Annotated in this window: 18 protein-coding genes; 6 read left to right on the plus strand and 12 right to left on the minus strand. The window is 62.9% G+C overall.

The window, feature by feature from the left end; all coding sequences use genetic code 11:
* Positions 1-53: 53 nt before the first annotated feature.
* Positions 54-6590, minus strand: a complete 6537-nt coding sequence (locus tag CKW13_RS07670; RefSeq protein ID WP_095107987.1) for an NEL-type E3 ubiquitin ligase domain-containing protein — start codon at positions 6588-6590, stop codon at positions 54-56.
* Positions 6591-6798: 208 nt separating this feature from the next.
* On the opposite strand from CKW13_RS07670, the gene CKW13_RS07675 reads away from it, so the two are divergent.
* Both CKW13_RS07675 and CKW13_RS07680 read left to right on the plus strand, forming a co-directional pair.
* Positions 6799-7173, plus strand: a complete 375-nt coding sequence (locus CKW13_RS07675) for a GtrA family protein (RefSeq protein WP_095107988.1) — start codon at positions 6799-6801, stop codon at positions 7171-7173.
* Positions 7170-8687: a glucosyltransferase domain-containing protein gene (locus CKW13_RS07680; RefSeq protein WP_095107989.1), complete on the plus strand. Its 1518-nt coding sequence runs from the start codon at positions 7170-7172 to the stop codon at positions 8685-8687. Before CKW13_RS07675 ends, CKW13_RS07680 begins: the two co-directional genes overlap by 4 nt.
* Positions 8688-8695: 8 nt before the next feature.
* On the opposite strand, the gene CKW13_RS07685 is transcribed toward CKW13_RS07680, so the two are convergent.
* The 3 genes from CKW13_RS07685 to CKW13_RS07695 all read right to left on the minus strand — a co-directional run bounded on the left by CKW13_RS07685 (position 8696) and on the right by CKW13_RS07695 (position 12701).
* Positions 8696-8992, minus strand: coding sequence for a cupin domain-containing protein (locus CKW13_RS07685; RefSeq protein ID WP_095107990.1), 297 nt, complete (start codon positions 8990-8992; stop codon positions 8696-8698).
* A 62-nt stretch (positions 8993-9054) separates the two neighbouring features.
* Positions 9055-10674 carry an FMN-binding glutamate synthase family protein gene (locus tag CKW13_RS07690; RefSeq protein WP_095107991.1) on the minus strand — a complete coding sequence of 540 codons (1620 nt, stop codon included), beginning with the start codon at positions 10672-10674 and terminating at the stop codon, positions 9055-9057.
* 194 nt (positions 10675-10868) lie between these two features.
* Complete coding sequence (locus CKW13_RS07695; protein ID WP_095107992.1) at positions 10869-12701, minus strand: bifunctional diguanylate cyclase/phosphodiesterase; 1833 nt, start codon at positions 12699-12701, stop codon at positions 10869-10871.
* Positions 12702-12926: 225 nt separating this feature from the next.
* On the opposite strand from CKW13_RS07695, the gene CKW13_RS07700 reads away from it, so the two are divergent.
* Positions 12927-13340: an NUDIX domain-containing protein gene (locus CKW13_RS07700; protein ID WP_095107993.1), complete on the plus strand. Its 414-nt coding sequence runs from the start codon at positions 12927-12929 to the stop codon at positions 13338-13340.
* A 24-nt stretch (positions 13341-13364) separates the two neighbouring features.
* Positions 13365-14000, plus strand: a complete 636-nt coding sequence (locus CKW13_RS07705) for a LysE family translocator (protein WP_095107994.1) — start codon at positions 13365-13367, stop codon at positions 13998-14000.
* 156 nt (positions 14001-14156) lie between these two features.
* Here the strand turns inward: CKW13_RS07705 and metR are convergent, their stop codons facing one another.
* Positions 14157-15074, minus strand: a complete 918-nt coding sequence (metR, locus tag CKW13_RS07710) for a transcriptional regulator MetR (protein WP_095107995.1) — start codon at positions 15072-15074, stop codon at positions 14157-14159.
* Positions 15075-15182: 108 nt separating this feature from the next.
* Between metR and metE the strand changes: the two genes are divergently transcribed.
* Both metE and CKW13_RS07720 read left to right on the plus strand, forming a co-directional pair.
* Positions 15183-17495 carry a 5-methyltetrahydropteroyltriglutamate--homocysteine S-methyltransferase gene (metE, locus tag CKW13_RS07715; protein ID WP_095107996.1) on the plus strand — a complete coding sequence of 771 codons (2313 nt, stop codon included), beginning with the start codon at positions 15183-15185 and terminating at the stop codon, positions 17493-17495.
* A 194-nt stretch (positions 17496-17689) separates the two neighbouring features.
* Complete coding sequence (locus CKW13_RS07720; RefSeq protein ID WP_095107997.1) at positions 17690-18706, plus strand: alpha/beta fold hydrolase; 1017 nt, start codon at positions 17690-17692, stop codon at positions 18704-18706.
* Between the two features lie 69 nt (positions 18707-18775).
* Here CKW13_RS07720 and CKW13_RS07725 read toward each other — a convergent pair whose 3' ends face one another.
* The 7 genes from CKW13_RS07725 to CKW13_RS07755 all read right to left on the minus strand — a co-directional run bounded on the left by CKW13_RS07725 (position 18776) and on the right by CKW13_RS07755 (position 25788).
* Positions 18776-19105, minus strand: coding sequence for a GlpM family protein (locus CKW13_RS07725; RefSeq protein WP_176465074.1), 330 nt, complete (start codon positions 19103-19105; stop codon positions 18776-18778).
* A gap of 20 nt (positions 19106-19125) precedes the next feature.
* Entirely contained in the window at positions 19126-20454 is a 1329-nt protein-coding gene (locus tag CKW13_RS07730) for a sigma-54 dependent transcriptional regulator (protein ID WP_095108186.1), read from the minus strand.
* Positions 20455-20468: 14 nt separating this feature from the next.
* A complete protein-coding gene (locus tag CKW13_RS07735; RefSeq protein ID WP_095107999.1) occupies positions 20469-22370 on the minus strand; it encodes a sensor histidine kinase in 1902 nt (633 codons plus the stop codon).
* Between the two features lie 150 nt (positions 22371-22520).
* A complete protein-coding gene (locus CKW13_RS07740; protein WP_095108000.1) occupies positions 22521-23255 on the minus strand; it encodes an amino acid ABC transporter ATP-binding protein in 735 nt (244 codons plus the stop codon).
* Complete coding sequence (locus CKW13_RS07745; RefSeq protein WP_095108001.1) at positions 23252-23923, minus strand: amino acid ABC transporter permease; 672 nt, start codon at positions 23921-23923, stop codon at positions 23252-23254. Before CKW13_RS07745 ends, CKW13_RS07740 begins: the two co-directional genes overlap by 4 nt.
* Entirely contained in the window at positions 23923-24669 is a 747-nt protein-coding gene (locus CKW13_RS07750; protein WP_095108002.1) for an amino acid ABC transporter permease, read from the minus strand. Before CKW13_RS07750 ends, CKW13_RS07745 begins: the two co-directional genes overlap by 1 nt.
* 192 nt (positions 24670-24861) lie before the next feature.
* On the minus strand, positions 24862-25788 hold the full coding sequence (locus CKW13_RS07755) for a glutamate/aspartate ABC transporter substrate-binding protein (RefSeq protein WP_095108003.1): 927 nt from the start codon (positions 25786-25788) through the stop codon (positions 24862-24864).
* Positions 25789-25928 lie beyond the last annotated feature (140 nt).

Consider the following 25928-nt stretch of genomic DNA (forward strand, 5'->3'; position numbering starts at 1 on the left):
CTGACGCTGAACCCCCCCACGCGCGCCAGCCTGGGTGCGCGTGGGGGTGGTAGTCAGTTGGCCTGGCTACCTGACCCTCCCTCCACACGTTGTTGCCTCAGCAGCGCGGCTTCGGTGTAAAGCCGGACCTGGCGTTCCTTCTCCATATTTTCCTCATCGATCAGTGATTGGCGCCGTTCCAGGTAGCCTTCCGAACGTTTGTCCGTGACTTCCTTGTCCAGGATCTGGGTCCTTTGCCGGTAGGTGGCGGCGATGTGGGAGAACGGCTCGTTGGCACTGAGGAACAGGTACTCGCGCCACAGTTCGCTGAGCAGGATCGATTCGTCCGCGGCCGGGGTGTTTTGCAGGGTGCGCAGGCGTGCGCGCGCCTGCGCCAGCTCGACGTCGGTGATGTCGGTGCCGTAGAGCATCATGTCCCTGGGGTGGGGCGGTAGGTTGAACTCCGCTGCCAGCTCCGTGCGCAGGTAAAGAATGATTTCGGCGGCATCTACCGTGTCGGGGTCGACGCCGGTCATCAGGCGTCGGTCGATGTAGGTGCGGGCGATGCTGTCGACCTGGTCGAGATAAAACAGCGAGCGGCACAGCTCCAGCACTTGCTTGTCGGCCTCAGCGCTGGCGGACTGGTTCTTGGCAGCGAATTTACGTGCTTCGATTTCCATATTGATGAAGGTCAGAATCGCCCCATCGCCGCAGGTGCCCCCGGCATACACCGAATTGAACACGTTGTTGCGCAGTTCGGTGGACTCGCCCATGGCGGTGAGCAAGGCCCAGACCCGTGCGGTGATGGCTTGGCGGGTGGCGTCGCCGCCGATGAAGGGGGCGCTGGCGGTCAGGTCGCGCAGGACGCGGAAGGTATCCGCGGCCAGGGGCTGGCCTTCGACCTCCACCTGCAACAGCTGCCATAGCTCGGACCGTTGCGTGTGTTCCCCGGGGGGCACTTTTTCCAGCCACAGCGACAACGCGTCGATGGCTTCAGGCGAGTGGGCGACAGGCGCCAAGTCGTTGTTCAGGGGCGCGTGAGTACGCTCGATGTATTGGCCAAGGCGCACCAGGGTCTGTTCGCTGAAAGGGTTGCCGTGCATCAGGGTGTTGACGCTCAGGGGGGTGGCTTGGTTCAACACGGCGTCGGGTACTTCGGTGAGCTGGTTGTCTTGCAGGTACTGGGTCAACAGGCTCGCGTGTAGCCAGCTGCCCTCGGGCCAGGTGCGGATGCCGGTCGAACGCAGATCAAGGGTTTGCAAGTGGGTCATGGCGCTCACGTCAGGCGTCATGCCCAGGGGGTTGTAGCCCAACACCAGGGTGCGCAACGCGGTCATGGTGCTCAGGCGTTGCACGGCGTTCTCATCGAGGCGGATCTGGTTGTGGTTCAGGTACAGGTCGGTGAGCCCGGTCATTTGTGTGATGCTAGTGGGCAGTTCGGTGAGGGCGCACTCCAGGGTCAGGGAGTGCAGGCTGGTGAATTTGCTTAAAAAATCGCCCAGATTGGCGAGCGGGCGACCTCCGGTGATGTGCAGGTGCTGGATGTGCTCGAAGCCGCGCGTGCCGTCGATGAAGGTCGACGGCGGTAGGTCGTTGTAGCGGCATTCAAGCCTGAGCATCGGTGTGTCGAACTCGCCGGCGTAATACAGCTCTTCGCTTTCTCGGCGCCAGGCCCGCTGCAGTTGCTCCAGGACTTGGCGCCTACCGTGCTGGACCCTGTCGTAGCGGTCCGCGCGCTCCAGGTTATTGGCCGCGGGGCTATCGATCCACTGGTTGGTAATCACGTTCATCTGGTGGTACTCGGTACTGCGGCGTTCCAGCTCCAGCAACAGCGCCGGGGGCTCCAGGCCTTGGGCCTCGACAAAGGCGCGGGCCTGCTGCGAGGTGTAGCGGGGGAAGAGGCGCTGCACTTCACGCACCGGGTCGGGCGCGCGCTGGCCCCGGCGCGGCCACAGGCGTTCCCAGAACGGGTAAACAGTGAAGGTGCTCTCGATCGGCATGGCCGGGCGCATCCAGGGTTGCAGGTGGGGTAAGTCCAGCAGGGACTTGATCTCCACGCGTCGGTTCAGGGCCAGGTCGATGATTTTCTGGCGCAGGGCCTCTTCGGCCTGTTGCGCGGGCAGGCCCAGAGCCGTGCGGTCGCTGGCCGACAGGGTGGCCAGGATCGAAGCCAGCAGGTTGTTGCCGGTAGCGGGCGCCGGAGTCAGGGCCGCGCCCAGAGCATCCACGACCTGGTAGCCCTCGGGGCGGCGCACCAGCACCCTGGCCGTGGGCGCGGCCGGGTTGCCGGCGGTATGCAGTACTTCGCCATCCAGGCTGGCACGGCGCACTTGCAGGCGCAGGCTTGTGGGCCAGTTGGGCAATGCGTTGAGCAGATGCAGGGTGATTTTCTCGCTGTCGGCATTGCTCAACGCTTCGCGGAACAGGCCTTCGTAGGCGCGGTTAAGGCGCACGTCATGGCCGCAGCGGTGGATTTGCTCGCTCAAACGCAGGCCCACTTGGTTGCTGTCTTGCAATTGCTTGAGTTCCCTGCCCGTGGCGTGGGCCAGCACGGCTTTGACCAGGGTGTTGGGCAGTTGGGGGTGCCGGACCTTGATTTTCAACTCAAGCTCGGTGGCGTTTTTTTCGCTGCGTTCGTACAGGGTGTCGATGAGTTGGCTTTTTTCCCTGAGGGCGGCGGCCGCTACTTTACCGGCCACTTTGAGCATGCGTTCTTCAATGGACGCGGGCAGCTCACCGAGCAGGGCCTGGGTCATTTCTCTGCTGCTGATGGTCGCCCTGAGCAGCGCTGGGGTGCTGAGTTGGTGTTCGGGCACGGTGAGCTTGTGCGTGCGTGCGGGGTCGGCGTTGGGGTACTGCTGTAGCACCGCGCCATCCTGGTCGACCAGTTGCAGGACGTGGGTAGCGGGCCAGTTCGGCAGGTTGGGCAGCAACAGCAGCACCATCTGCGGGTTGGCGTTGGTGAGGGAGAACGGGTTGTGCATGGCGTCGATGAAGTTCGCCGTTTCCTGCTCCAGGCGAAAGCGCTTGCTGGTGTCGGCCAATAACGGTGGCGCCGGGACTTGGGTGGCGTGTACCTGGCGCAACAGGCGCGCCGGGGTCTGGGTGACGGCCAGGATGTCGCTGGCGGTCTGGTCGGTAAAGCTGTTGTGTTGCGCGCTCAGGCGATGGAACAACTGGGTGTCGCTCCAGGTCATCGGGTCTTCACTGGAGAGCCGCCAGGCGCCCTCGTTGTTGTGTTCCAAAGTCGGCGTCTCGATGCCCGCCTGGGAGGGGTGCTTGAGGCGCCATTTGCGCTGTGCCGCATCGAAGGTGATCTCGTAGAGCGAACCCAGCAGTGGTAGGTACTGGTGACCCTGATGCTCGAAAATTCCCCGCGAGGTGGGCCGCAGGTCGCTGGGCAAAATTACCCCTCGCTCGTACTGCGCCAGCGAGCGGCCGAGCAAGTTGATGAAGCCGCGCGCACCGCGTTGCTTGCTCATCAGGTCGCCCAGCACATTGCGCAGGGTCTGGCTGTCGTTCGCACCGCTCATGCCTAGCTCGGCGAGTTCGCGCGGGTGCAGGGCCGAGCCGAGGGCCAGGTAGAAACTGTCGGGGCCGGCGGCCGTGGGCAGCGTGCGCCCCAGGACGCTGTCATAGGCTTCATAGTGGCCTGCGCCATAGTGGCAAAGCTCAATGACCGTTGTGTCCTTCGCCGTGGGTTGGAAGGCGCTACGGTCCGGCACCTGGGTCAGCAGCAATGGACGTTTGAACTGGCGCAGGATCAGTGCCGAAGCGAATTCGTAGGCCCATTGGTGCTGGCTGGCGTTGTATTGGCGCGGGTGGTAGAGCGCATCAATGGCGCTGTCGATTTGCAGAACGGTGCGATGGTGGTCGATCAGTTCCTTGAACGAGGAAGGCAGTGTCCCACCCCTGAGGAACTCCTCTTGCTGGCGCGGATTTAACGGCGCCTGGCGCAGCAGCACTTCCAGGTTAGCGACGGTCAACGGTGGGTTGAGGGCGCGCAGCTTGCTCAGCAGCGGTGTCACCTCGACCAGGGGGCGTGGCGCCTGGAGGGGCAGGAAGCGGCGCGCACCCTCGGCCTCGGGTAAATGTTTTTTCTCCTGGCCGGCGAAGAGGGTCAGGGCCTCGAACAACAGGTTCTGCTCCGATTCGGCCAGGGCTGCGATCTGCTGGCGGATGTCGACGATGCGCGCGCTGAGTGGGCGCGCCAGCAGGCCCGCCATGCCCAGGGCCGAGTCGGCCGGTTGCTGGCGCACAATCAGTTCAAAGAGCTGTTCGCGGGTGGCGGTTTTTTCGCTGGGGTCGTGGCGGGCGACGTAGGTCTCATCGTCGCGGCGGCGTAATTCGATGCGCTGGTGGGCGTCGGCTTCGCCATAGGCTTCGATCAACGTGCCCTGGGGGTCATAGATATCGATCCGCGTATTGCCGGGCCAGTCCGGTAGCCGGGTGAGCAGCGCCAGCACGGTACTGTCGCTGTAGGCGGGCATGTGCCCGCGCTGGGGCAGGTCGCTGATGATGCGCTGGATCAACCGATCTGCCTGTACGCGGCGCACCCCTTCGGTCAGGTTCAGCGGCGCTTCCTCGCCCTGCCACACCGCGTCGAGGGTCGCCCGGGGCGTGGCGGTGCTCTTGAGGGTTTGGGCCAGTTCGCCGAGGGGGATGGCCTGGTCGCCATCGGGCAGCAGGCGTTGCAGCAGGGCGACGTCGTCCAGGGCGTGGGTGTCATGGGGGTTGAGCTTCCAGCGCTGGGTGGAGGGGTCGAACGTTACCGTCGGCTGATAAGACGAGCCGTCTCGCGGCACCAGGGTGTAGCGTTTATTTGGCTCGTCATAGCTGATCTGCGCCACGAGCGCGCGCTCACCGTTGTGCAATTTGGCGAACGTCTTGCCGTGCAGCAGGTAGATGCCCTGGGCATTGGTCTGTTGGCCATCGAGCAAACCCTGGGCGGGGATCGCATAGGGTGTCAGGTCTGGTTTCCACAGCATGGCCTCGCCATTGGGCAGGCTGACGGCCTGTGGGTTGCCCAGGCGCATGAGGTGCTGGTTGATGCGCAACTGCTGGGCGCGCCCGGCCACAGACATCAAACGGGCACTGATGGCCATGTCTATCAAGTCGCTCAGGGTGCTGGCCAGGGTGTCGGGCTCGCCCTTGGCCAGCTCGCTGACCCCGACCAGGGTGCTGTAGCTCAGGCTGCCCATGACGATGTATTGCAGGGCGCGCTGCACCCCGGTGAGGCCGCCAGGGACGGGAGTCAGCAGCACTCCCATGACTTCACTGGCGATGGCGGCGACCGCGTCCTTGACGGCCTGCCAGTCCACCTCCGAGCGCACGCTGGCCATGCTGCTCAGGTTGGTGTGGTAGCGCTGGAGGCTGTGGTTGGTCAGGGTGTCGAGCAGGGTACGCGGGCGTTCGGGGGTGGCATCGGTCTTAAAGCGCAGATGCTCCAGGTTGCGCTTTTCCACCAGCAGGTGAAACCCGTCATACAGCAACTCGGCCAGCCAGTTCATGCCTTCCGGGCGCGCTGAGGGGGCCAGCAGTTTGTTGAAACGGGCCAGGTCGCGCAAGGCCAGTTGCCGCGACAGCCAACCCAGGTTGCGCTTGTCGTGCCCGTCGCGCAGTTGGTTCATGAAGTCGGCAGCCGCTTGTGCGGCGTTTTCGTGGTGTTGCCAAGGGCCGCTGGGCCGCGCAGGGAAGTAGGACAGCACGCCGGCATTGTCGTCGAGCGTGAGGATCGCCAGGGGGATGGGCATGCTCTCGGTGCCGGCGAACGGGAACTCGAACAGGTCGGTGCCCAGGCTGATGGTGTCGATACCGTGGTGGGGGGTGGGGTTGTCGACCATCCTTTGCGCCACTTCGTAAAGCGGCTGGCTGATACCGGTGTGGGCTCGGTTGCGGTACGACTCCAGCAAGTCGAATTGCAAGCAGGCCTGGGTGGCGGTACGCAACAGCGCGCGCATGCGACCGCCCTGGCCCATGGCAGCGCCTAGGGTTCTTTTGAGTTGCAGGCCCAGGTCCAGGTCGCGGGCAATATCGATGAAAGCCTCGACCGAGACCGGGTCGGTGTCGGCCTCCGGCCCGCTGATATAGCTGGCCTCCACCAGGCTGTAGCCTGAGTCCTGCAAGATGTTGCGAGTAACGCCGAAGTTCAGGCACGCCGCTTCCCAGAGGGTCATCGAGCGGGTGTGGCGCTTGTAGCTGGTTTCGTCCAGCGCCCGTGAGGGGCGGTCGCTCGGCAACGCGCTGCGCGGCACACGCAACGCCTGTGTCGGGCGGGGTGGGTTCCAGGGCATGCCGTGGTCGATTTTCTCCAGGTAGTCGGTGTGGATAAAAAACGCCTCGGGATCCTTGTCACCCAGGCGCGCCCGCAGTTGCGCCAGGCCTGTGCGCTTGAACTGTTGGATCAGCGCCTGGTTTTCCTGATCCACCATCTGGAGCGCGTCCGTCGCCTCGCGCTGTAGGCGTATGTATTGGGTGCGCTGGTCGGGCGTCAGGCTGGCCATCGACGCATCGACGGCCTTCTGGATGAAGGCAAGGGTTTGCTGCTGGGCCCAGGTACTGTTGTTGTGCAGATTGCCCGAAAGGCCATTAAGGGGTTCAACGGTTGGCATGTGCCATCTCCCTGTTTGATTGAACGGTCGATGACAACAAAAACAGCCCAGGGCCAGGTGTTAACTATGTAAGGGCAGCACGTCCCGCAGCGCTTGGCGCCGTCGGTCGGAAAACACCGCCACCCTGTAAGTTCTGACAGTAGACGGCGCAGAGTTCTTGCCTCTAGGTTGGGCTTGTCGCCCGCAGGCACCCATGACCGGAGCCGCGATGAAAAGCACATGGAAAGGATTCGTCGCCTACGCCTTTATCGGCGTGGCCAATACCCTGATTCACTGGCAGATCTTCTACGTCCTGCATTCAGGCATTGGCCTGAGCCAACGGGTGAGTAACTTCACGGCCTTTTGTTTTGCCGCGTCGTTCTCGTTTTATGTGAACGCGCTTTATACGTTTGAAAACCAGACTTCGGTGGGACGGTACTTATTGTTTATCAGTTTTATGGGGCTGTTGAGCCTAATAGTAGGTGCGGCGGGAGATTACTTCGAACTGCATGGGTTGCTGACGCTGGTGATCTTCAGTGGCGTGAGTTTGGTATGTGGTTTTTTGTTTTCCCGTTTGGTGGTGTTTCGCGAGGGTGATCGATGAATAGATATTTTTACCTTGAGCGGGAACTGAGCGGGCGGGAGGTGCTGATATTTTTTACAGTCGCGTGTTATGCCTTTATTTATCCGTTGTTACTCGCGGATTATTTTTATATCGATGACAGTTGGCGAGCTCAGCTGGCTGGGTTGGCCTGGAAAGAACAGGGCCGTATTCTCACCCAATGGCTTTATCAGGGCCTGTCGTTTACAGAGGGGGCGCCGAATATATTTCCCTTGCCTTTATTGGCTTCTACCTTGGTCATGGCGTTTGCCCTTCGGCGTTTGGTCTTTCATTATTTTCCAGCCGTCACGCTTGCCCACTGTTTTATCGTTTTACCGCTTTGGTACAGCCCGTTCTTTTTGCAAAACCTGTCTTATCAATATGACGGCCCCGCGATGGCGCTGGGCGTGGCGGCGGTTATCTATGCGATGGTGATTTCGGGGCGAACGTTGCTAGGGCGAATTATTTTTCCCAGTGGGCTGTTGGCAGTGGCACTAAGTTTTTACCAGATGAATATCAATGTGTTTGTAGGGTTATGTTGTGTGGAGTTGATTCGCTGTATCAACGAACACCTGCGCATGAGCCGAGTGTGGTTGTTGATGGGCCGCAGGTTGGCCCAACTGGGGGCAGGGGTACTTATTTACTACCTGACCGCGCATCAACTGACGAACGCGGACAGAACTGCGCTACTGGCGCTGGATTCAAACTGGTTTGTGCGCATGGGCGAAAACCTGTCGCTGACCGCCTACAGGGTCGGCATGCTTTATAACGCCGGGAACACCTGGTTATGTTGGGCGCTATTGTTATTGGCGGCGGTGGGGGGCGGGTTAATGGGCGTGCGAATTGTGCGCTCGGCCAATTCAGGTGCTCATAAATTATTGTTAATGGCGGCCAGTGGTGTGGCGGTGGTGGTGTTGCTTGTTTCCGTTTCAGGCCTGGCAATGGTGTTTGAAGAGTTTAATGACGGAGCCAGGCTAATGTTGGGGTTGGGTGCGCTGCTTGTGGGTATTTTTTACCTGGCTTGGCAGGCCTTGGTTCGCATCTATGCGCCGCTGGGCTTTTTGTTAGTAGTGCCGGTCGTCGCGATGTTGTCGTTTTCATACGCCTATGGTCGGGTCTTGAATGTGCAGAAAATTTTCACCGACAGTGTCTCTCAGGGGCTGGCTGAAAGACTTTTATCCGATACCAAGTTACAACAGGTTCAGATGTTCTATATGGTCAATATCTCCACCCGGGGCTGGCTGGCCGGTGCACAGGGCTCGACCCAAGTGATACCGGCCTTGAAGTATGTATTGAATGTGAACTTTATCGTTTTGCCGGAAATGATGCCGCGTTTGGGGGCAACTAATGTGTTAACGATCAGTGAAAAGACCTTTCGCGAGAAAGTGCCGGAGCATTCGCTAAAACCAGTGGTGAGTCACAGGTTCTACGACATCTACGTGGTGGGCGCCGAAGGTTACATCTATATGAAGCCCCTCTTGCACAGCGAGCACTACAACATGAAGTTGGGGCAGTAAGTCGTGCCCTAAACATCCACAATCACCAACGTCCCATGGCTGCCCGCCAGCACGCCATGGGCCTGCCCCGCCGGCACCAGGTACAGGTTGCCCGGGCCGACTTCCACCACCGCGCCGCCAATGTCCAGGCGCAGGCAGCCGCTGATGACCAGCAAGCCTTCGTTGTAGTCGTGGGTTTCCTGTGGGTAGGCCTGTGCGTCCATGCGCAGCACCTTGATGCGCGCAGGGCCGACCTGGCCCAGAACGGTGGAGGCCCAGGGGCCCGGTAGGTGCCGGGCCAGTGCGTCGAAATCCAGTAAAGGCATGGTGTACTCCTTGTGCAACGTGCCTTCGGTGGTCCGGTTGGGCGGGATTTTTTAGGGGAGGGTCAGGCTAGCGCTTCTTCGTGGGGCTCGAAACTGTCCGCCCGGGCCATTTGCCACATACGCGAGTAGAACTCGCCGTTGACCTCGCCGGTGAGCAATTCGCCCGGTTTGAGGAACACGTGCAACTGCGAGAACAGTTTGATTTCGGTGGCCGACATGCGCCGCACCAGGTGCTTGGCCGACAGTTGCGCGGGGTGGTCCAGGCCGGCGGCGGCGAGCATCTCGGCCAGGGCCTTGAGGGTGTTGCGGTGGAAGTTGAACACGCGCTGGGCCTTGTCCGGCACCACCAGGGCGCGCTGGCGCAGGCTGTCTTGGGTGGCCACGCCCGTGGGGCACTTGTTGGTGTGGCAGCTTTGCGACTGGATGCAGCCGATGGCGAACATAAAGCCGCGCGCCGAGTTGGCCCAGTCGGCGCCGATGGCCAGCACGCTGGCGATGTCGAAGGCACTGACGATCTTGCCGCTGGCGCCGAGCTTGATCTTGTCGCGCAGGTTCAGGCCCACCAGGGTGTTGTGCACGAACAGCAGGCCTTCGCGCAGCGGCACGCCGATGTGGTCGGTGAACTCCACTGGCGCGGCGCCGGTGCCGCCCTCCTTGCCGTCGATCACGATGAAGTCTGGCAGGATCCCGGTTTCCAGCATGGCCTTGGCGATGCCCATGAACTCCCACGGGTGGCCCAGGCAGAACTTGAAGCCCACCGGCTTGCCGCCCGACAGTTCGCGCAACTGGGCGACGAAGTGCATCAGCTCGATGGGGGTGGAAAACGCGCTGTGGCGTGAGGGCGAGATGCAGTCCTCGCCCATGGGCACGCCGCGGGTTTCGGCAATTTCCCGGGTGACTTTGTGTTTGGGCAGGATGCCGCCGTGGCCGGGTTTGGCGCCCTGGCTCATCTTGATTTCGATCATGCGCACTTGCGGTGTCTGCGCCTGGGCGGCGAAGCGCTCGGGGTCGAAACGGCCATCGCTGGTGCGGCAGCCGAAGTAGCCGCTGCCCAGTTCCCAGGTCAGGTCGCCGCCGTGTTCGCGATGGTAGGCGCTGATGCTGCCTTCGCCGGTGTCGTGGGCGAAATTGCCGAGCTTGGCGCCCTGGTTGAGGGCGCGGATGGCGTTGGCGCTCAGGGAGCCGAAACTCATGGCCGAGATGTTGAACACCGACGCCGAGTACGGCTGGGTGCACTGCGGGCCGCCGACGATCACGCGAAACCCGGCCGGGTCGCTCAACGGTGCCGGGCGCATGGAGTGGCCGATGAACTCGAAGCCTGACTGGTAGACGTCGATCAGGGTGCCGAACGGCTTGTCGGCGCTTTCATTCTTGGCCCGCGAATACACCAGGGAGCGCTGCGCGCGGGAGAAGGGCAGGGCATCGCTGTCGGATTCGAGCAGGTACTGGCGGATCTCCGGGCGAATGCCTTCGACCAGATAGCGGATGTTGCCCAGAATCGGGTAATTGCGCCGCACCGCGTGGGGGCTTTGCAGCAAGTCGAACAACCCCAACAGGCTCAACAGCCCGGTGACCAGGGCGAAGGGCCACAGCCAGTCGTGATGCAAAAAGGGCAGGCTGGCGAGTGTAAACAGCACGCACGCAGCAAAGAAGGCGTAGCGGCTCAGGAGGGACAGGCTCATACGGTTTCCTTGGGTTCGGACGCTTCGGTCGATCAACGTCGACTTGTGTTGGCCTGCCACGCAGGCCACGGCAACGCCACAGCTTACCTGTGTAGGCGCGGGCTTGCCCGCGATGGCGGCATTGCTGCCCTTAAACAGCTAATGGCATGGCAGGCGCTATCGCGGGCAGGGCCCGCTCCCACAGGGGGCGCGCATCAAGCCTCGGGCATTTGCAGGCCATGCTTGAGCAGCAGGGCGAAGGTCTGCGGGTCGACCGCTTTGCTGAACAGGTAGCCTTGCACCTCCTCGCACTGCTGGGCTTTGAGGAAGGCCAGTTGGGCCAGGGTTTCCACGCCCTCGGCGATGATGTTCAGGTTCAGGCTGCGGCCCAGGCTGATGATGGCGCCGACCAGCGCGGCGTCGTTGCTGTCGGTACTCAGGTCGCGCACGAAGGATTGGTCGATTTTCAGCACGTCGATGGGAAACCGGCGCAAGTAGCTCAGGCTCGAATAGCCGGTGCCGAAGTCGTCGATGGCCAGGCGTACACCCAGGTCCTTGATGGCGCGCAGGGTGGCGACGGTAGTGTCGACGTTCTGCATCAACACGCCTTCGGTGATTTCCAGCTCCAGCAGGGTCGGGTCCAGGCCCGTTTCGGCGAGGATCTGCTCGATGCTGGCAACGAAACCGCGTTGGCGGAAGTCGATGGCCGAAACGTTCACCGACAGGCTGATGGGCGCCAACCCCTGGGCCTGCCAGGCGCAGGCCTGGCGGCAGGCCTCGCAGAGCACCCATTTACTCAGGGGTACGATCAAGCCGCTGTCTTCGGCGACGCTGATGAAGTCCGAGGGGTAGACCCAGCCGTGGTCGGGTTTGAACCAGCGGATCAACGCCTCGGCGCCGACAATCCGCCCCGATTGCAGGTTCAGCTTGGGCTGGTAATGCAGCACGAATTCGCCCCGGGCCAGGGCCAGGCGAATACCGCTTTCGATGCCTTGCTGCTCGCGGGCCTGCTGGTTCATGGCTTCGATGAAAAAGCCGAAATCGTTGGGCGTGGACTCCTTGACGTTGCGCATGGCGGTTTCGGCTTTCTTTATCAGCGCCAGGGCGTCGAAGCCGTCATCGGGATAAATGCTGATGCCCAGGCTCGCGGTCACGCTCAGGTCGTGGGCGGCGATGTGCTGCGGCGCACTGACGGCGGCCAGGAGTTTTTGCGCGATGCGCTTGGTCTGCTGGGGATGGTGGATGTCGGCGAGGATCACCACGAATTCGTCAGAGCCGTAGCGGAACACCGAGTCGGAGGCGCGCACCGTGGCCACCAGTTGCTTGCCCACGCGCTTGAGCATTTCGTCGCCGATGGGGTGGCCCAAGGCGTTGTTGATGCGTTTGAAACGGTCCAGGCCAAGGAACATCACCGCCAGTTGTTTATCGTGACGCCGCGACAGGGCCAGGGATTGGGTCAGGCGATCGCCCAGCAGCGTACTGTTGGGCAACTCGGTGAGCACGTCGTATTGCAGTAGGTGGGAGACCTTGAGCAGCTCATGCACCCGCTCCTCGATGGTGCGCTCCAGGCTGAGCATTTTGCTCGCCGCGTCCTGGGCCATTTGCCATTTCCACGTCAGGGCGTTGGCCATCTGGCGGATTTCCAGGCTATCGAAAGGCTTTTTCAGCACCAGCAACTGGTCGCCGAACTCCAGGCGCTGGGCCATGGCTTCCCAGGTGTAGTCCGAATAGGCCGTGCACAGGGCGATTTGCAGGTGCGGGTCAACCTGCCACAGCCGTTCGATGGTCTCCAGGCCATCCCAACCCGGCGGCATCTGCATGTCGGTGAACACCATGGCATAAGGCCGGCCCTCGGCCACGGCGCGGGTCACCAGTTCCAGGGCTTCTTCGCCCTGGTAGGCCGAATCGAGCTCGAAATAGGGGCGCGGCCCCAGCGTGCCTGGGGCGGGGGCGGGCGGGGCGAGGATGTCGCGATAGTCCTGATGTATCGAAGGCGTGTCGTCGATTATCAGGATGCGCCGGTTGGTCAGCGCGGGGGCTGTTTTCATCGTGAGGGCCTGAGTACTGCAAACCTGATGCGCCTCGGACTCATAGGGCCTCCCCTCCTGATAACTGCAATGGGCCGGGCATGGCGTTTATGCGCGGGGCAGCAAGAGCATAGCCGGGGTCGTGGGCCTTCGCTGGCAGGTGCGTTCAATTTGCCACTGGGTAGCTGCAAATCCTGCGAGGCCGTGGGATATTTGCGGCTTTGCCGCCCAAGCCCAAGAGTCGCCATGCCTGCCATCATCCGTATCGCCGCCGCCCTGTTGCTAGGGCCCAATGGTCACACCCTGCTGGTGCGCAAGCGCGGCACCCAGGCCTTTATGCAGCCGGGGGGCAAGATCGACCCTGGCGAGCAGCCGTTGCAGGCCCTGGCCCGCGAGCTGTTGGAGGAACTGGGCCTGCGGATCGACCCGGCCCAGGCCCGGTATTTGGGCGTATTCTCGGCCCCGGCGGCCAATGAACCGGGCTTTGAGGTGCAGGCCGAACTGTTCCAACTGCACATCGACGCCCCGGTGCAGCCGGCGGCGGAGATTGAAGAAGTGCAGTGGATCGACCCACTCACCGAGGGCAACCTGACGCTCGCCCCCCTGACCCGCGACCTGATCCTGCCGTTTTACCGCGACACCTTGCTCACCACTGCCTGACCTTTTTCGTACAAGGACTGCTCCATGATTCCTATTCCCGACCTGCTTGTATTCGCCGCCGCCGCGCTGTTGATGGTGCTGACGCCGGGGCCCAACATGATTTATCTGATTTCCCGTTCGATCTGCCAGGGCCGCAAGGCCGGCATCACCTCGCTGCTGGGCGTGGTGGCCGGGTTTTTCGTGCACCTGTTCGCGGCGGCGGCGGGTTTGACCGCAGTGTTCATGGCGGTGCCGATGGCCTATGAAGTGCTCAAGTGGGCGGGCGCGTTGTACTTGCTGTGGCTGGCCTGGCAGGCCCTGAAACCGGGGGCGCGGTCGCCCTTCGAGGCCCAGCAATTGCCGGCCGATTCATCGAGGAAGTTGATCCTGATGGGCTTTCTCACCAGTGCCCTGAACCCCAAGATCGCCATGTTTTACCTGTCGATCTTCCCGCAGTTCATCAACCCCGAGCACGGCTCGGTGTTCACCCAGAGCCTGATCCTGGGCATGACCCAAATCAGCGTGAGCTTCTTCGTCAACTTGCTGATCGCGGTGTTCGCCGCCGGAATCAGCGCGTGGTTCGTGCACAACCCGCTGTGGCTGGCGGTGCAGCGCTACGTCATGGGTTTTGTGCTGGCAGCCTTGGCGGTGCGTTTGATGCTGGAACAGCGGCGGGCTTGACCCCCCGTCTATTACCCCACCTTCTGTGGGAGCGGGCTTTGCCCGCGATGGCGGCATGCCAGCCCCTAGAGGTACAGAGGCTGAGCGGGCCTCATCGCGGGCAGAGCCCGCTCCCACAAAAAGCCTGCTCCCACATGAGCTCTCGGGGCCGGTGGCTCAGCGCACCGCGCTCACCCCATCGAGGGTGGAGAACGAGGTGTCTTTGGCGGTGAGCAAAAAATCGCGCATGTACGGCGCGTCGAGCATGTCGGCGCGGATGCCGGCGTAGAGCGTGGCGAACAGGCCTTTTTCCCCCAGGCGCTTGGCCTTCACGTAGCCGCGCGAGCTGTATTCATGCAGCGCCCAGTGGGGCATGCCGCACACCCCCCGCCCGCTGGCCACCAGTTGCATCATCATCACCGTCAGTTCCGAGGTGCGCACCTGCGCCGGTTCGATGTCGGCCGGCTCCAGGAAACGGGTGAAGATGTCCAGGCGATCGCGTTCCACCGGGTAGGTAATCAGGGTTTCGCGCAGAAGGTCTTCGGGCACGATGTAGGCCTTGTTCGCCAGCGCATGCTGGTTGGCCACCGCGAGCATCGCTTCGTAGGTGAACAGCGGCACATAGGTGATGCCCGCCAGCTCTACCGGGTCAGAGGTCACCACCAGGTCGAGGTCGCCACGGGCCAGGGCCGGCAGCGGGGCGAAGGAGAAACCTGAGGCCAGGTCCAGTTCCACTTCCGGCCAGGCGTCGCGGAACTGGTCGATGGTGGGCATCAGCCACTGGAAGCAACTGTGGCACTCGATGGCCATGTGCAGGCGCCCGGCGGTGCCCCCGGCCAGGCGTGCGATGTCGCGCTCGGCGCCGCGCAGCAGCGGCAGGGTGGCATCGGCCAGTTGCAACAGGCGCAACCCGGCGCTGGTGAAACGCACCGGTTTGGTCTTGCGCACGAACAGCGCCATGCCCAGGCGCTCTTCCAGTTCCTTGAACTGGTGGGACAACGCCGATTGGGTCAAATGCAGGCGTTCGGCGGCTTCCACCAGGCTGTCGGCTTCGCGCAGGGCATGCAGGGTTTTCAAGTGACGGATTTCGAGCACCGCAGTCTCCATGAGTAAAACTTGTGTTCAACACGAATACATTGAGTTTGTCTCATGTTGGGTTGGGTGTCGACAATGGCGCCATCTTTTATAGGGAGCGACATCGTCATGGCACTAGCCCACAACCTCGGTTTTCCACGTATCGGCGCCGACCGCGAATTGAAAAAGGCTCTGGAGGCCTACTGGAAGGGCGACCTGACCCAGGCCGCATTGCAAGCCGTGGGCCGTGACCTGCGGGCCAAGCACTGGCAACTGCAAAAAGACGCCGGCATCGACCTGCTGCCGGTGGGCGACTTTGCCTGGTACGACCAGGTGCTGGGCCATTCCCTGGCTTTGGGGGTGATCCCCGAGCGTTTCGCCAGTGCCCTGAATGAACGCGGCCTACCGACCCTGGACACCCTGTTCGCCATGGCCCGTGGTGCCACCGCCACCTGCTGCGGCGGTGAGCACGGCCAGGCCCAGTACGCCCAGGAACTGACCAAGTGGTTCGACACCAACTACCACTACCTGGTCCCGGAGTTCAGCGCCGAGCAGACCTTCCAACTGAGCTGGGAACAGCTGTTTGACGAAGTGGCCGAAGCCCACGCCCTGGGCCACAAGGTCAAACCGGTGATTATCGGCCCGCTGACCTACCTGTGGCTGGGCAAGGCCAAGGGCAACGAGTTCGACAAGTTGGAACTGCTGGAGCGCCTGCTGCCGGTCTATAACGAAATCCTCGGCCGCCTCGCCGCCCAAGGCGTGGAATGGGTGCAGATCGACGAACCCATCCTCACCCTGGACCTGCCCCAGGCCTGGAAAAGCGCCTTCGAGCGCGCCTACCACATCCTTCAGTACTCGCCCCTGAAAAAACTCGTGGCCACCTACTTCAGCGGCCTGCAAGACAACCTCGGGCTGGCCGTAGGCCTGCCGGTGGACGGCTTGCACATCGACACCGTGCGCGACCCGGAACAACTGACCGCCGTACTCGACCGCTTGCCCACCTACAAGGTGCTGTCGGTGGGCCTGGTCAACGGGCGCAACGTGTGGCGCTGCGAGTTGGAAGCGGCACTGGCACAACTTCAATTCGCCCAGGAGCGCTTTGGCGACAACCTCTGGGTCGCTGGGTCCTGCTCGCTGCTGCACAGCCCGGTGGACGTGGAGCGCGAAGACAAGCTCGACCCGGAGCTCAAGAGCTGGCTGGCCTTCGCCGTGCAAAAGTGCGGGGAAATCTCGGTGCTGCGCGACGCCCTCAACGACCCGCAGGCGCCTAAGGTGCAAGCCGCCCTGGCTGACAGCCGCGCCGTGGCCGCCAGCCGTGCGCAGTCGCCGCGCATCCATAAGGCCCAGGTGCAGGCGCGGATCGCTGCGATCAAGCCTGCCGATAGCCAGCGCCACGCGCCGTTCGCCCAGCGCATCGCCTTGCAGCGCGCCCGTTTGCAATTGCCGGTGTTCCCGACCACCACCATTGGCTCTTTCCCACAGACCGCAGGGATTCGCCTGGCGCGCCAGGCCTATAAGCAAGGCAAGTTGTCGGCCAACGACTACACCGACGCCATGCACAGCGAAATCCGCCACGCCGTGCAAGTGCAGGAACGCCTGGGCCTGGACGTGCTGGTGCACGGCGAGGCCGAGCGCAACGACATGGTCGAATACTTCGCCGAGCAACTGGACGGTTACCTGTTCACTCGCTTCGGCTGGGTGCAGAGCTACGGTTCGCGCTGCGTCAAACCGGCGGTGATCTACGGCGACCTGAGCCGGCCCAAAGCCATGACCGTGGACTGGATCACCTACGCCCAGAGCCTCACCGACAAGGTGATGAAGGGCATGCTCACTGGCCCCGTGACCATGCTGATGTGGTCGTTCCCCCGCGAAGACGTGTCGCGCCAGGTGCAGGCGCAGCAACTGGCCCTGGCCCTGCGCGACGAAGTGACGGACCTGGAGAAGGCCGGGATCAAGATCGTGCAGATCGACGAAGCCGCGTTCCGCGAAGGCTTGCCGCTGCGCCGGGCGCAATGGCAGGAGTACCTGGACTGGGCGGTGCAAGCGTTCCGCCTCAGCGCCTCGGGGGTGGCCGATGAAACCCAGATCCACACCCACATGTGCTACAGCGAGTTCAACGACGTGATCGAAGCCATCGCCGCCATGGACGCCGACGTGATTACCATCGAAACCTCCCGTTCGGACATGGAGCTGCTGGAGGCCTTCGAGCAGTTCGAGTACCCCAACGACATCGGCCCGGGCGTCTACGATATCCACTCGCCACGGGTGCCAGACACCGCCGAGATGGTCAAATTGATGGCCAAGGCAGTCAAACGCATCCCCGCCGAGCGCCTGTGGGTGAACCCCGACTGCGGCCTGAAAACCCGCGCTTGGCCCGAAACCGAAGCGGCTCTGGTGAACATGGTGGCGGCGGCGCGGCAGTTGCGTAACCAGTTGGCTTAAGGGGTTCGTTGTTGCGACGGGCGTCATCGCCAGCGGGCTCGCTCCCACTGAAGGCTTGTGGGCGCGAGCCCGCTCGCGGTGGCGTACGACCACTGAAGCAATCTTCATCAAACTGTCACGCAACTGTGGCAGCGCGCTGGCAAAAACATCATCAGACTCGCGTTCTACTGGGGTTCTGCGTTTCGGTGTTTTTCATGCGTGTATTGTTTTTGCTGGCCGCACTGTTGTTCGGTCTGCCTTCTTTTGCGGCCTCGCGTTGCGATGTCGCGGTGGCGACCCAACGGGTCGATCTGCCCCAGGTCAGCCTGGCCTACCAAAGTATCGGACGTGACTCGGACCCGGCCCTGCTGCTGGTGATGGGCCTGGGCGGGCAGTTGATCCACTGGCCCGACGAGGTGGTAGTTGCACTGTGCCGCCAGGGCTTTCGGGTGATCCGCTATGACAACCGCGATGTCGGCCTGAGCACTTGGCGCCAGGCGCCGGCCAGCGCCAACCTGACCTTCGAGGCCTTGCGCTACAAACTCGGCCTGCCGGTGGCGGCGCCTTACTCGCTGAGCGATATGGCGGCCGATGGCCTGGGGCTGATGGACGCGTTGCAGGTGCGCCAGTTTCACGTGCTGGGGGTGAGCATGGGCGGCATGGTGGCCCAACACATGGCCGCACTGGCGCCGCAACGGGTCGAGAGCTTGACGCTCATCATGTCCAGCTCCGGCGCCGAAGGCCTGCCGGCGCCCACGGCGGCGCTGGTGCAATTGCTGTCGCGGCGCAGTGCGCCGAACCGCGCGGTGGCGTTGGAGCAACAGGCCGACTTGCTCGCCGCCCTGGGCAGCCCGCAAGTGGCGGACGAGCGCGCCGAGTTGCTGCAACAAGCGGCGCAATCCTACGACCGGGCGTTCAACCCCCAGGGCGTGGAGCGCCAGATCATGGCCATCCTCGCCGAACCGAGCCGGGTGGCGCTGCTCAACCAACTGCGGGTGCCGACCCTGGTGGTCCACGGCACCGCCGACCCGTTGCTGCCGGTGATGCACGGCGTACACCTGGCCGCGCACATACGCGGCAGCCAGTTGGCGCTGATCCCGGGGTTGGCCCACCGTTTCCAGGAGGCCTTCAAGGCGCCGCTACTGGCGGCGGTGCTGCCCTACCTGAAACGCCATCGCCAGGACACCGGCCACTGGGCCGGCCTCGAAACCCCACCGCCGCTGTTGTTGTAGCAACCGGGCTGGCCCGGGTTTAGGGCTGTTGCGCACCCCAGCGCGGGCGAGCCCGCTGGCTACGGGGGGTCAGGCGTGCAGGCGCACCCAGACGCTGACCAGCACGGTGGCGGCCATCAGCCAGGCAACGGCGGCGACGGCCAGGGAGGCTTCCAGGCGCAGGCGATCGACCATCAGGTACAAGGTCGCCAGGTAGATGAAGTACGGGATGATCGACCACATGCCGAACACGATGGTGGTCTTCAGGTCGTCCAGGGAGCGGCCCTTGCCGACGATATAGTGGGCGATCAGGGCGAAGGTGGGAAACAGCGGCACCAGGCCGGCGATGTAGTAGTTCTTGGTCTTGGCCAGGGCGGCGAGGATCACCACCACCGCCGCGCCCAGGGCTGCCTTGAGCAATAAATCCACAGGGTTCTCGCTTAGTGGTTGAGGCCGTACTTCTTGACCTTGTCAAAGAGCGTGGTCTTGGCCATGCCCAGTTCCAGGCTGGCCTGGGTGAGGTTGCCGCCGCTGCGTTGCAGGGCGTCGTTGAGCAAGGTGCGCTCGAACGCTTCCACCGCTTCGGAAAACCCCATGCCCTGGCTGTCGCTGGGGGTGCCGGATTTTTTGAAAGCCGGCAGGCCCAGGGCGAAGCGTTCGGCGACGTTGCGCAATTCGCGCACGTTGCCCGGCCAATCGTGGCTCATCAGGCTCGACAGGGTCTGGTTGTCCAGCTCCGGCGCGGTGCGGTCAAAGCGCAGGGACGACTGCTGCAAGAAGTGCTCGAACAGTTGCAGGATGTCTTCGCGCCGCTCGCGCAGGGGCGGCAGTTCCAGGGTCACCACGTTGAGGCGGTAGTACAGGTCGCTGCGAAACTGCCCGGCGCGGCCCAGTTCATCGAGGTCCGACTTGGTGGCGGCGATCACCCGGCAATCGACCGCTACGCTCAGGTTCGAGCCCAGGCGTTCCAGGGTGCGTTCCTGCAACACCCGCAGCAGCTTGATTTGCAGGGGCAGGGGCATGCTTTCCACTTCATCGAGGAACAGCGTGCCGCCGTGGGCGTGTTCGATTTTGCCGATGCGCCGCTTGCCCGCGCCGGTGAAGGCGTTGGCCTCGTGGCCGAAGATTTCGCTCTCGAACAGGTTTTCCGGCAGGCCCCCGCAGTTGAGGGCGACGAACTGCTGGGATTGGCGGCGGCTGAAGTCGTGCAGGCAGCGCGCCACCAGCTCTTTGCCGGTGCCGGTTTCGCCTTCGATCAGCACGTTGGCCGAGGTATCGGCGACGTTGGCGATCAGTTCGCGCAAGTGCTGCATGGCCGGCGAGCGGCCGATGATCCGCCCTTCCAGGGAGTCGCGTTCGGCCAGTTGCCGGCGCAGCGCCCAGACCTCGCGGGCCAGGCTGCGCTGCTCGAGGGCGCGGCGGGCAACGTCCACCAGGCGTTCGGGGGAGAAGGGTTTCTCCATGAAGTCGTAGGCGCCTTTTTGCATCGCGCCCACGGCCATGGAGATATCCCCGTGGCCGGTAATCAGCACCACCGGCAGGCTCTTGTCGCGGGCCTTGAGGCGGGTCAGCAGTTCCAGGCCATCGATGCCCGGCAGGCGGATGTCGCTGATGACGATGCCGGCGAAGTTGTCGCCGATGCGCGCCAGGGCTTCTTCGGCGCTGCCCACGCCTTCGCAGGGGATGTCTTCCAGGCTCAGGGCTTGCTGGCAGCCGAGCAGGACATGGGGGTCGTCTTCGACGATCAGCACGATGAGGTCGTTGTTCACAGCGTTCACTTGGTTCATGACGGCTCGTTCTGAGTGGGGCCGATCGCAGGCAGGCTGAGCACGAATGCCGTACCGCCGCTGGCCGGGTGTTCGACCCCCAACTGCCCGCCGGTGGCTGCGGCCAGGCTGGCCGAGAGCGTCAGGCCCAGGCCCAGGCCTTGTTCGCCGGGTTTGGTGGTGAAAAAGGGTTCGAACAAATGCTTGCGGGCCTCGGCGTCGATGCCGTGGCCGTTGTCGCGTACCCGCAAGCGGTACTTGCCGGGGCTGGCCTCGCCTTCGAGCCACAGCTGTGGCAGCGGCTGGGCCTGCATGGCGTCGAGGGCGTTGCCGATCAGGTTGACCAGGATCTGCTCCAGGCGCGTCTGGTCGATGCGCACTTGCACGTCGTCGAAGTGGCGGTGCACCTGCAGCGGCAGGGTTTCGATACGGGTGCCGAGCAGTTGCAGGGCGGCGTCCACGGCTTTGCCCAGGCTCGCCTGGCCCTGGTCGTCGCCGCGCCGGGCGAAGGCGCGCAGGCTGGCGGTGATGCGGCCCATGCGGTCGATCAATTCGTTGATGGTTTTGAGGTTGGCGCTGGCGGTGTCCAGGGCGCCGCGTTCAAGGAAGCGCACGGTGTTGCCCGACAGGGTGCGCAACGCCGCCAGGGGTTGGTTGAGCTCGTGGGCGATGCTGGTGGACATCTGGCCGATGGCCGCCAGTTTGCCAGCCTGGACCAGTTCGTCCTGGGCGCGGCGCAGGGTTTCTTCGGCCAGGCGCCGTTCGCGGATCTGCGCCTTGAGCCGTTCGTTGCTGGCGCGCAGGTTGTCGGTGCGCTCGGCGATGCGCCGTTCCAACTGGTTGTTGGCTTCCTGCAAGGCCTCGCGGGCGGCCAGGCGCGTGGCGATGACCTTGCGTCGCTCGTTCCAGGCAATCAGGAAAAACGCCACCAGGGCGAAGGCCACGGCCACCAGGATGCCCTGGTTGACGGCTTGGCGTTGCAGGTCCTGCAGGGGCGTGAGCAGGGTGAAGTTCCACGGGGTGTCGCTCAGGGGCCGGGTCTGGGACAGGTAGCTGACTTGCGTGTCCTCGGCCTCCAGCTCCGTGTTGGCGGGGAAGGTGAGCTTCTCCACGCCTTCGGCCAGCCGTTCGCGGGCCAAGGGTTGCAGCTCGTTGAGCGGAAACCAGTAGTACTGCAGGCTGCGGGCCAGGCGTTCTTTGGTGTCTTCGCTCAGCGGGCGCACGGCCTTGAGCCGCCGCGCCGGGTCGCTGGAGAGGATGATGATGCCGTTCTCGTCACTGACGAAGGCCTCCAGGCGCGCCCGCTGCCAGCGTTCTTCCATGGTTTCCAGGCGCACCTTGACCACGGCCACGCCGATGATCTTGCCTTGTTCTTCCAGGCCATGGGCCAGGTAGTAGCCGGGCTCGCCGCTGGTGCTGCCGATGCCGTAGAAACGCCCGGGCTGGCCGCGCACGGCGTTCTGGAAGTAGGCGCGAAAAGACAGGTCTTCACCCAGGTAACTGTCGAAGTCGCGCCAGTTGCTGGTGGCCATCACCCTGCCCGTGGTGTCCATGATGTAGATCGCGCGGCTGCGGCTGCGCCGGTTCAGGCCTTCGAGGTAGGTGTTGACGGTCTCGCGGTGTTCGGGGCTGGGGTCGGCCAGCAGGGTGGAGACGCTGGATTCGAGCTCCAGCAGGCTGGGCAGGTAGGTGTATTTGCTGATTTCACTCTCCACCGCGCGGGCGTTGAGCTCCAGTTGCCGCTCACCGCTCTCGGCGAGGGCGCGCACGGCAAAGTGCTCGCTGACCCGATAGCCCGCAAAACCCAGGCCGATCATCAGCAGGATGACCAGGGGCGGCAGGAACAGGTGGCGAATCAGGCGGGGTTTCACGGCAAGTGATGGCGGTGCGGCGCGATAAAGGGTGGGGTCGCATTTCATCACAGATGCCTTGTGGCAACCACCTGCTTGCTGGAGTACCCGGTGGGAGCGAGCCTGCTCGCGATGACGGACGCACAGCCAACCTGTTCCTTGCCATGGTCATCGCGAGCGGGCTCGCTCCCACAGAAGGAGCGAGCAAGCATGGGCTGCTTAGTGCTGCAGGATTTTCTCAAGGAAGTGCTGGGCACGTTCGGAGCGGGCGCTGATATCGCCGAAGAACTCCTCTTTCGGGCAGTCTTCGATGATCTGGCCCTGGTCCATGAAGATCACGCGGTTGGCGACTTTGCGCGCGAAGCCCATTTCGTGGGTCACGCACATCATGGTCATGCCTTCCTGAGCCAGTTGCACCATCACGTCCAGCACTTCGTTGACCATTTCCGGGTCCAGGGCCGAGGTCGGTTCGTCGAACAGCATGACGATCGGGTCCATGGCCAGGGCGCGAGCAATCGCCACCCGTTGCTGCTGGCCGCCGGAGAGCTGGCCGGGGTGCTTGTGGGCGTGGGCCGAGAGGCCGACACGCTCAAGCAGTTGCAGGCCCTTCTTGGTGGCTTCTTCCTTGCTGCGGCCCAGTACCTTGATCTGCGCAATAGTCAGGTTTTCGGTGATGGTCAGGTGCGGGAACAGCTCGAAGTGCTGGAACACCATGCCCACCCGCGAACGCAGTTTGGGCAGGTTGGTCTTGGGGTCGGCGATGGAAGTGCCGTCCACGGTGATGTCGCCTTTCTGGAAGGGTTCCAGGGCGTTCACGCACTTGATGAGGGTGGACTTGCCCGAGCCCGACGGGCCGCAGACCACCACCACTTCACCCTTCTTGACCTCGGTGCTGCAATCGGTCAGCACCTGGAAGTCCCCATACCACTTGTTGATGTTCTTGATTGAGATCATACGGCGAACCTTTTTTGCAGACGCTTGACCAGCAGCGAGGCGGCAAAGCTGATGATGAAATACACGACACCGGCAAAGATCAGGAACTCATTGGAGCGCCCGATGATATCGCCGTTGGCCCGCGAAGCATTGAGGAAGTCCACCAAGCCCACGGTGTAGACCAGCGAGGTGTCCTGGAACAGGATGATGCTCTGTTGCAGCAGCAGCGGGGTCATCTTGCGAAACGCCTGGGGCAGGATAATCAGGCGCATGGTTTGGCCGTAGCTCATGCCCAGTGCCTGGGCGGCGCCCATCTGGCCCTTGGGGATGGACTGCACGCCGGCCCGCACGATTTCGCAGAAGTACGCGGCCTCGAACATCATGAACGCCACGATGCAGGAGGTGAACGCACCGATCGGCGTGTCTTCGCCGGTGATCCAGCGCAGCACGAACGGCACCGCCAGGTAGAACCAGGTGATGACCAGCAGCAGCGGGATCGAGCGGAAGTAGTTCACATAGGCGCCGGCCAGGCGCGACAGCAGCTTGCTGGACGACAGGCGCATCAGCGCCAGGATCGTGCCGAGGATGATCCCGCCGACGACGCCCAGGGCCATCAGTTGCAGGGTCATTACCATGCCGTTCCACAGGCCGGGCAGGGCGGGGATGATGCCGCTGAAATCGAAGTCCATTATTTACCCCCCACGGAGATCAGGCCGGGCACCGCGACTTTCTTCTCGACCAGGCGCATCAACAGCATGAGGCTCATGTTCAGGGTGAAGTAGATCAGGGTCGCCAGGGTGAAGGCTTCAAACAGGTTGGCGGAGAACTCGGCGGTCTGTTTGGTTTGTGCCAGCAACTCCATCAGGCCGATCAGCGAGGCCACGGAGGAGTTCTTGAAGACGTTGAGGAATTCCGAGGTGAGCGGCGGAATGATGATCCGGTAGGCCTGGGGCAGCAGCACGTTCCAGTAGATCTGCGGCAGCTTGAAGCCCATGGCGCGGGCGGCCGCTTCCTGACCTCGGGGCAACGCCTGGATACCGGTGCGCACTTGCTCGCACACCCGGGCGGCGGTGAACAGGCCCAGGCACACGACCACGCTCAGGTAGGCCGAAGTGGTCGGGTTGAGGTCTTGCTTGTACCAGTCCTGCAAGTCTTGTGGCAGCAGGTCGGGCACCAGGAAGTACCAGATAAACAGCTGCACCAGCAGCGGCACGTTACGAAACAGTTCCACGTAGCAGGTGGCGATACCCGACACCAGCCGGTTCGGCACGGTGCGCATGACGCCCAGGATAGAGCCCAATGTCAGGGCAACGATCCAGGCCACGATGGCGATGGCGATGGTCCAGCCCAGCCCGGAGATGAACCAGTCGAGATACGTCTCGCTGCCCACGCCGGTGGACTTGAAGAACACGCCCCAATCCCAGTTGTAATTCATCAGGGTCTCCCCTCAGTTCGATCGATGTACAAGCACCCGCTTGGGGAAAATCCTTTCCCGCCTGACGCAAAGCGCCAGACACACACGATCGGCTCGAAAACCACCGGGTCGAGTGTTCCAAAAAATACCAGCAGGTAGTAGCGGACACCCGGGGGAGCGTTAGCCCCCTCGGGATGTAAGGTTAGTCAGGAATCAGGATTTTTTTGCGTCAGATTTATCGTCAGCCGCTTTATCGGTTGGCGTGGCGATCAGCGCCTTGAGCTCGTCGCTCATTGGGAAGTTCAGGTTCAGGCCCTTAGGTGGGATAGGCGCTTGGAACCACTTGTCGTAGATCTTGTTGATTTCGCCAGACTTGTAGGTCGCGACGATGGCGTCGTCCACGGCTTTCTTGAATGGGGCATCGCCCTTGCGCACCATGCAGCCGTAGATTTCGTAGGACTGCGCGGTGCCGGTCACGGCCCAGTCGCCAGGCTTCTTGGCCTTGGCCATTTCGCCGGCGAGCAGGGCGTCGTCCATCATGAAGGCCACTGCGCGGCCGCTTTCGAGCATCTGGAAGGATTCGCCGTGGTCTTTGGCGGAAATGACGTTCATGCCCATCTGCTTGTCGGCGTTCATCGCCTTGAGGATGCGCTCGGACGTGGTGCCGGCGGTGGTCACGACGTTCTTGCCCTTGAGGTCAGGGAAGTCCTTATAGGTCGAGTCCTTTTTGGACAGCAGGCGCGTACCGATCTCGAAAATGCCTACCGAGAAATCAACCTGCTGCTGGCGCTCGACGTTGTTGGTGGTGGAGCCGCATTCCACGTCCACGGTGCCGTTCTGCACCAGCGGGATACGGGTTTGCGAAGTGACCAGGTTGTACTTGACCTTCAGGTCCGGGATGTCCAGGTCTTTCTTGATGGCTTCGACGATGGCCAGTTGGATGTCGTGGGAGTAGCCAACCGGTTTGCCGGAAGCATCCGCGATGTAGGAAAACGGGATGGAAGCGTCACGGTGCCCGAGGGTGATGGTGCCGGACTCTTTGATCTTCTTCAGTGTGCCGGTGAGTTCGGCAGCGAAAACTGGAGTGCTAATCAGTGCGGCAGCGATGGCTGCGCCCAGAAGATGGGGAACGATACGCATCAAATTTTCCTCGACATTGTTTTTTTTATGGAGCCGGTACACCGGCCCTTTATATGTACTGCGAACACCGCTGTGGCCGTTAAGAGTGATGGCACTACGGACATTCGTGCAGGAGTGTAGAGCATGAGTCGTGCCAGACC

Source organism: Pseudomonas sp. Irchel 3E20 (genome assembly GCF_900187645.1).
Classification (GTDB): Bacteria; Pseudomonadota; Gammaproteobacteria; order Pseudomonadales; family Pseudomonadaceae; genus Aquipseudomonas.

Bases quoted from the DNA above. Each gene is read 5' to 3' on its own strand.
- CKW13_RS07675 (WP_095107988.1), top strand. From the start codon at position 6,799: ATGAAAAGCACATGGAAAGGATTCGTCGCCTACGCCTTTATCGGCGTG.
- metE (WP_095107996.1), top strand. From the start codon at position 15,183: ATGGCACTAGCCCACAACCTCGGTTTTCCACGTATCGGCGCCGACCGC.
- CKW13_RS07690 (WP_095107991.1), bottom strand. From the start codon at position 10,674: ATGAGCCTGTCCCTCCTGAGCCGCTACGCCTTCTTTGCTGCGTGCGTG.
- CKW13_RS07685 (WP_095107990.1), bottom strand. From the start codon at position 8,992: ATGCCTTTACTGGATTTCGACGCACTGGCCCGGCACCTACCGGGCCCC.
- CKW13_RS07695 (WP_095107992.1), bottom strand. From the start codon at position 12,701: ATGAAAACAGCCCCCGCGCTGACCAACCGGCGCATCCTGATAATCGAC.
- CKW13_RS07745 (WP_095108001.1), bottom strand. From the start codon at position 23,923: ATGGACTTCGATTTCAGCGGCATCATCCCCGCCCTGCCCGGCCTGTGG.
- CKW13_RS07705 (WP_095107994.1), top strand. From the start codon at position 13,365: ATGATTCCTATTCCCGACCTGCTTGTATTCGCCGCCGCCGCGCTGTTG.
- CKW13_RS07700 (WP_095107993.1), top strand. From the start codon at position 12,927: ATGCCTGCCATCATCCGTATCGCCGCCGCCCTGTTGCTAGGGCCCAAT.
- CKW13_RS07750 (WP_095108002.1), bottom strand. From the start codon at position 24,669: ATGAATTACAACTGGGATTGGGGCGTGTTCTTCAAGTCCACCGGCGTG.
- CKW13_RS07680 (WP_095107989.1), top strand. From the start codon at position 7,170: ATGAATAGATATTTTTACCTTGAGCGGGAACTGAGCGGGCGGGAGGTG.
- CKW13_RS07735 (WP_095107999.1), bottom strand. From the start codon at position 22,370: ATGAAATGCGACCCCACCCTTTATCGCGCCGCACCGCCATCACTTGCC.
- CKW13_RS07720 (WP_095107997.1), top strand. From the start codon at position 17,690: ATGCGTGTATTGTTTTTGCTGGCCGCACTGTTGTTCGGTCTGCCTTCT.
- CKW13_RS07740 (WP_095108000.1), bottom strand. From the start codon at position 23,255: ATGATCTCAATCAAGAACATCAACAAGTGGTATGGGGACTTCCAGGTG.
- CKW13_RS07755 (WP_095108003.1), bottom strand. From the start codon at position 25,788: ATGCGTATCGTTCCCCATCTTCTGGGCGCAGCCATCGCTGCCGCACTG.
- CKW13_RS07670 (WP_095107987.1), bottom strand. From the start codon at position 6,590: ATGCCAACCGTTGAACCCCTTAATGGCCTTTCGGGCAATCTGCACAAC.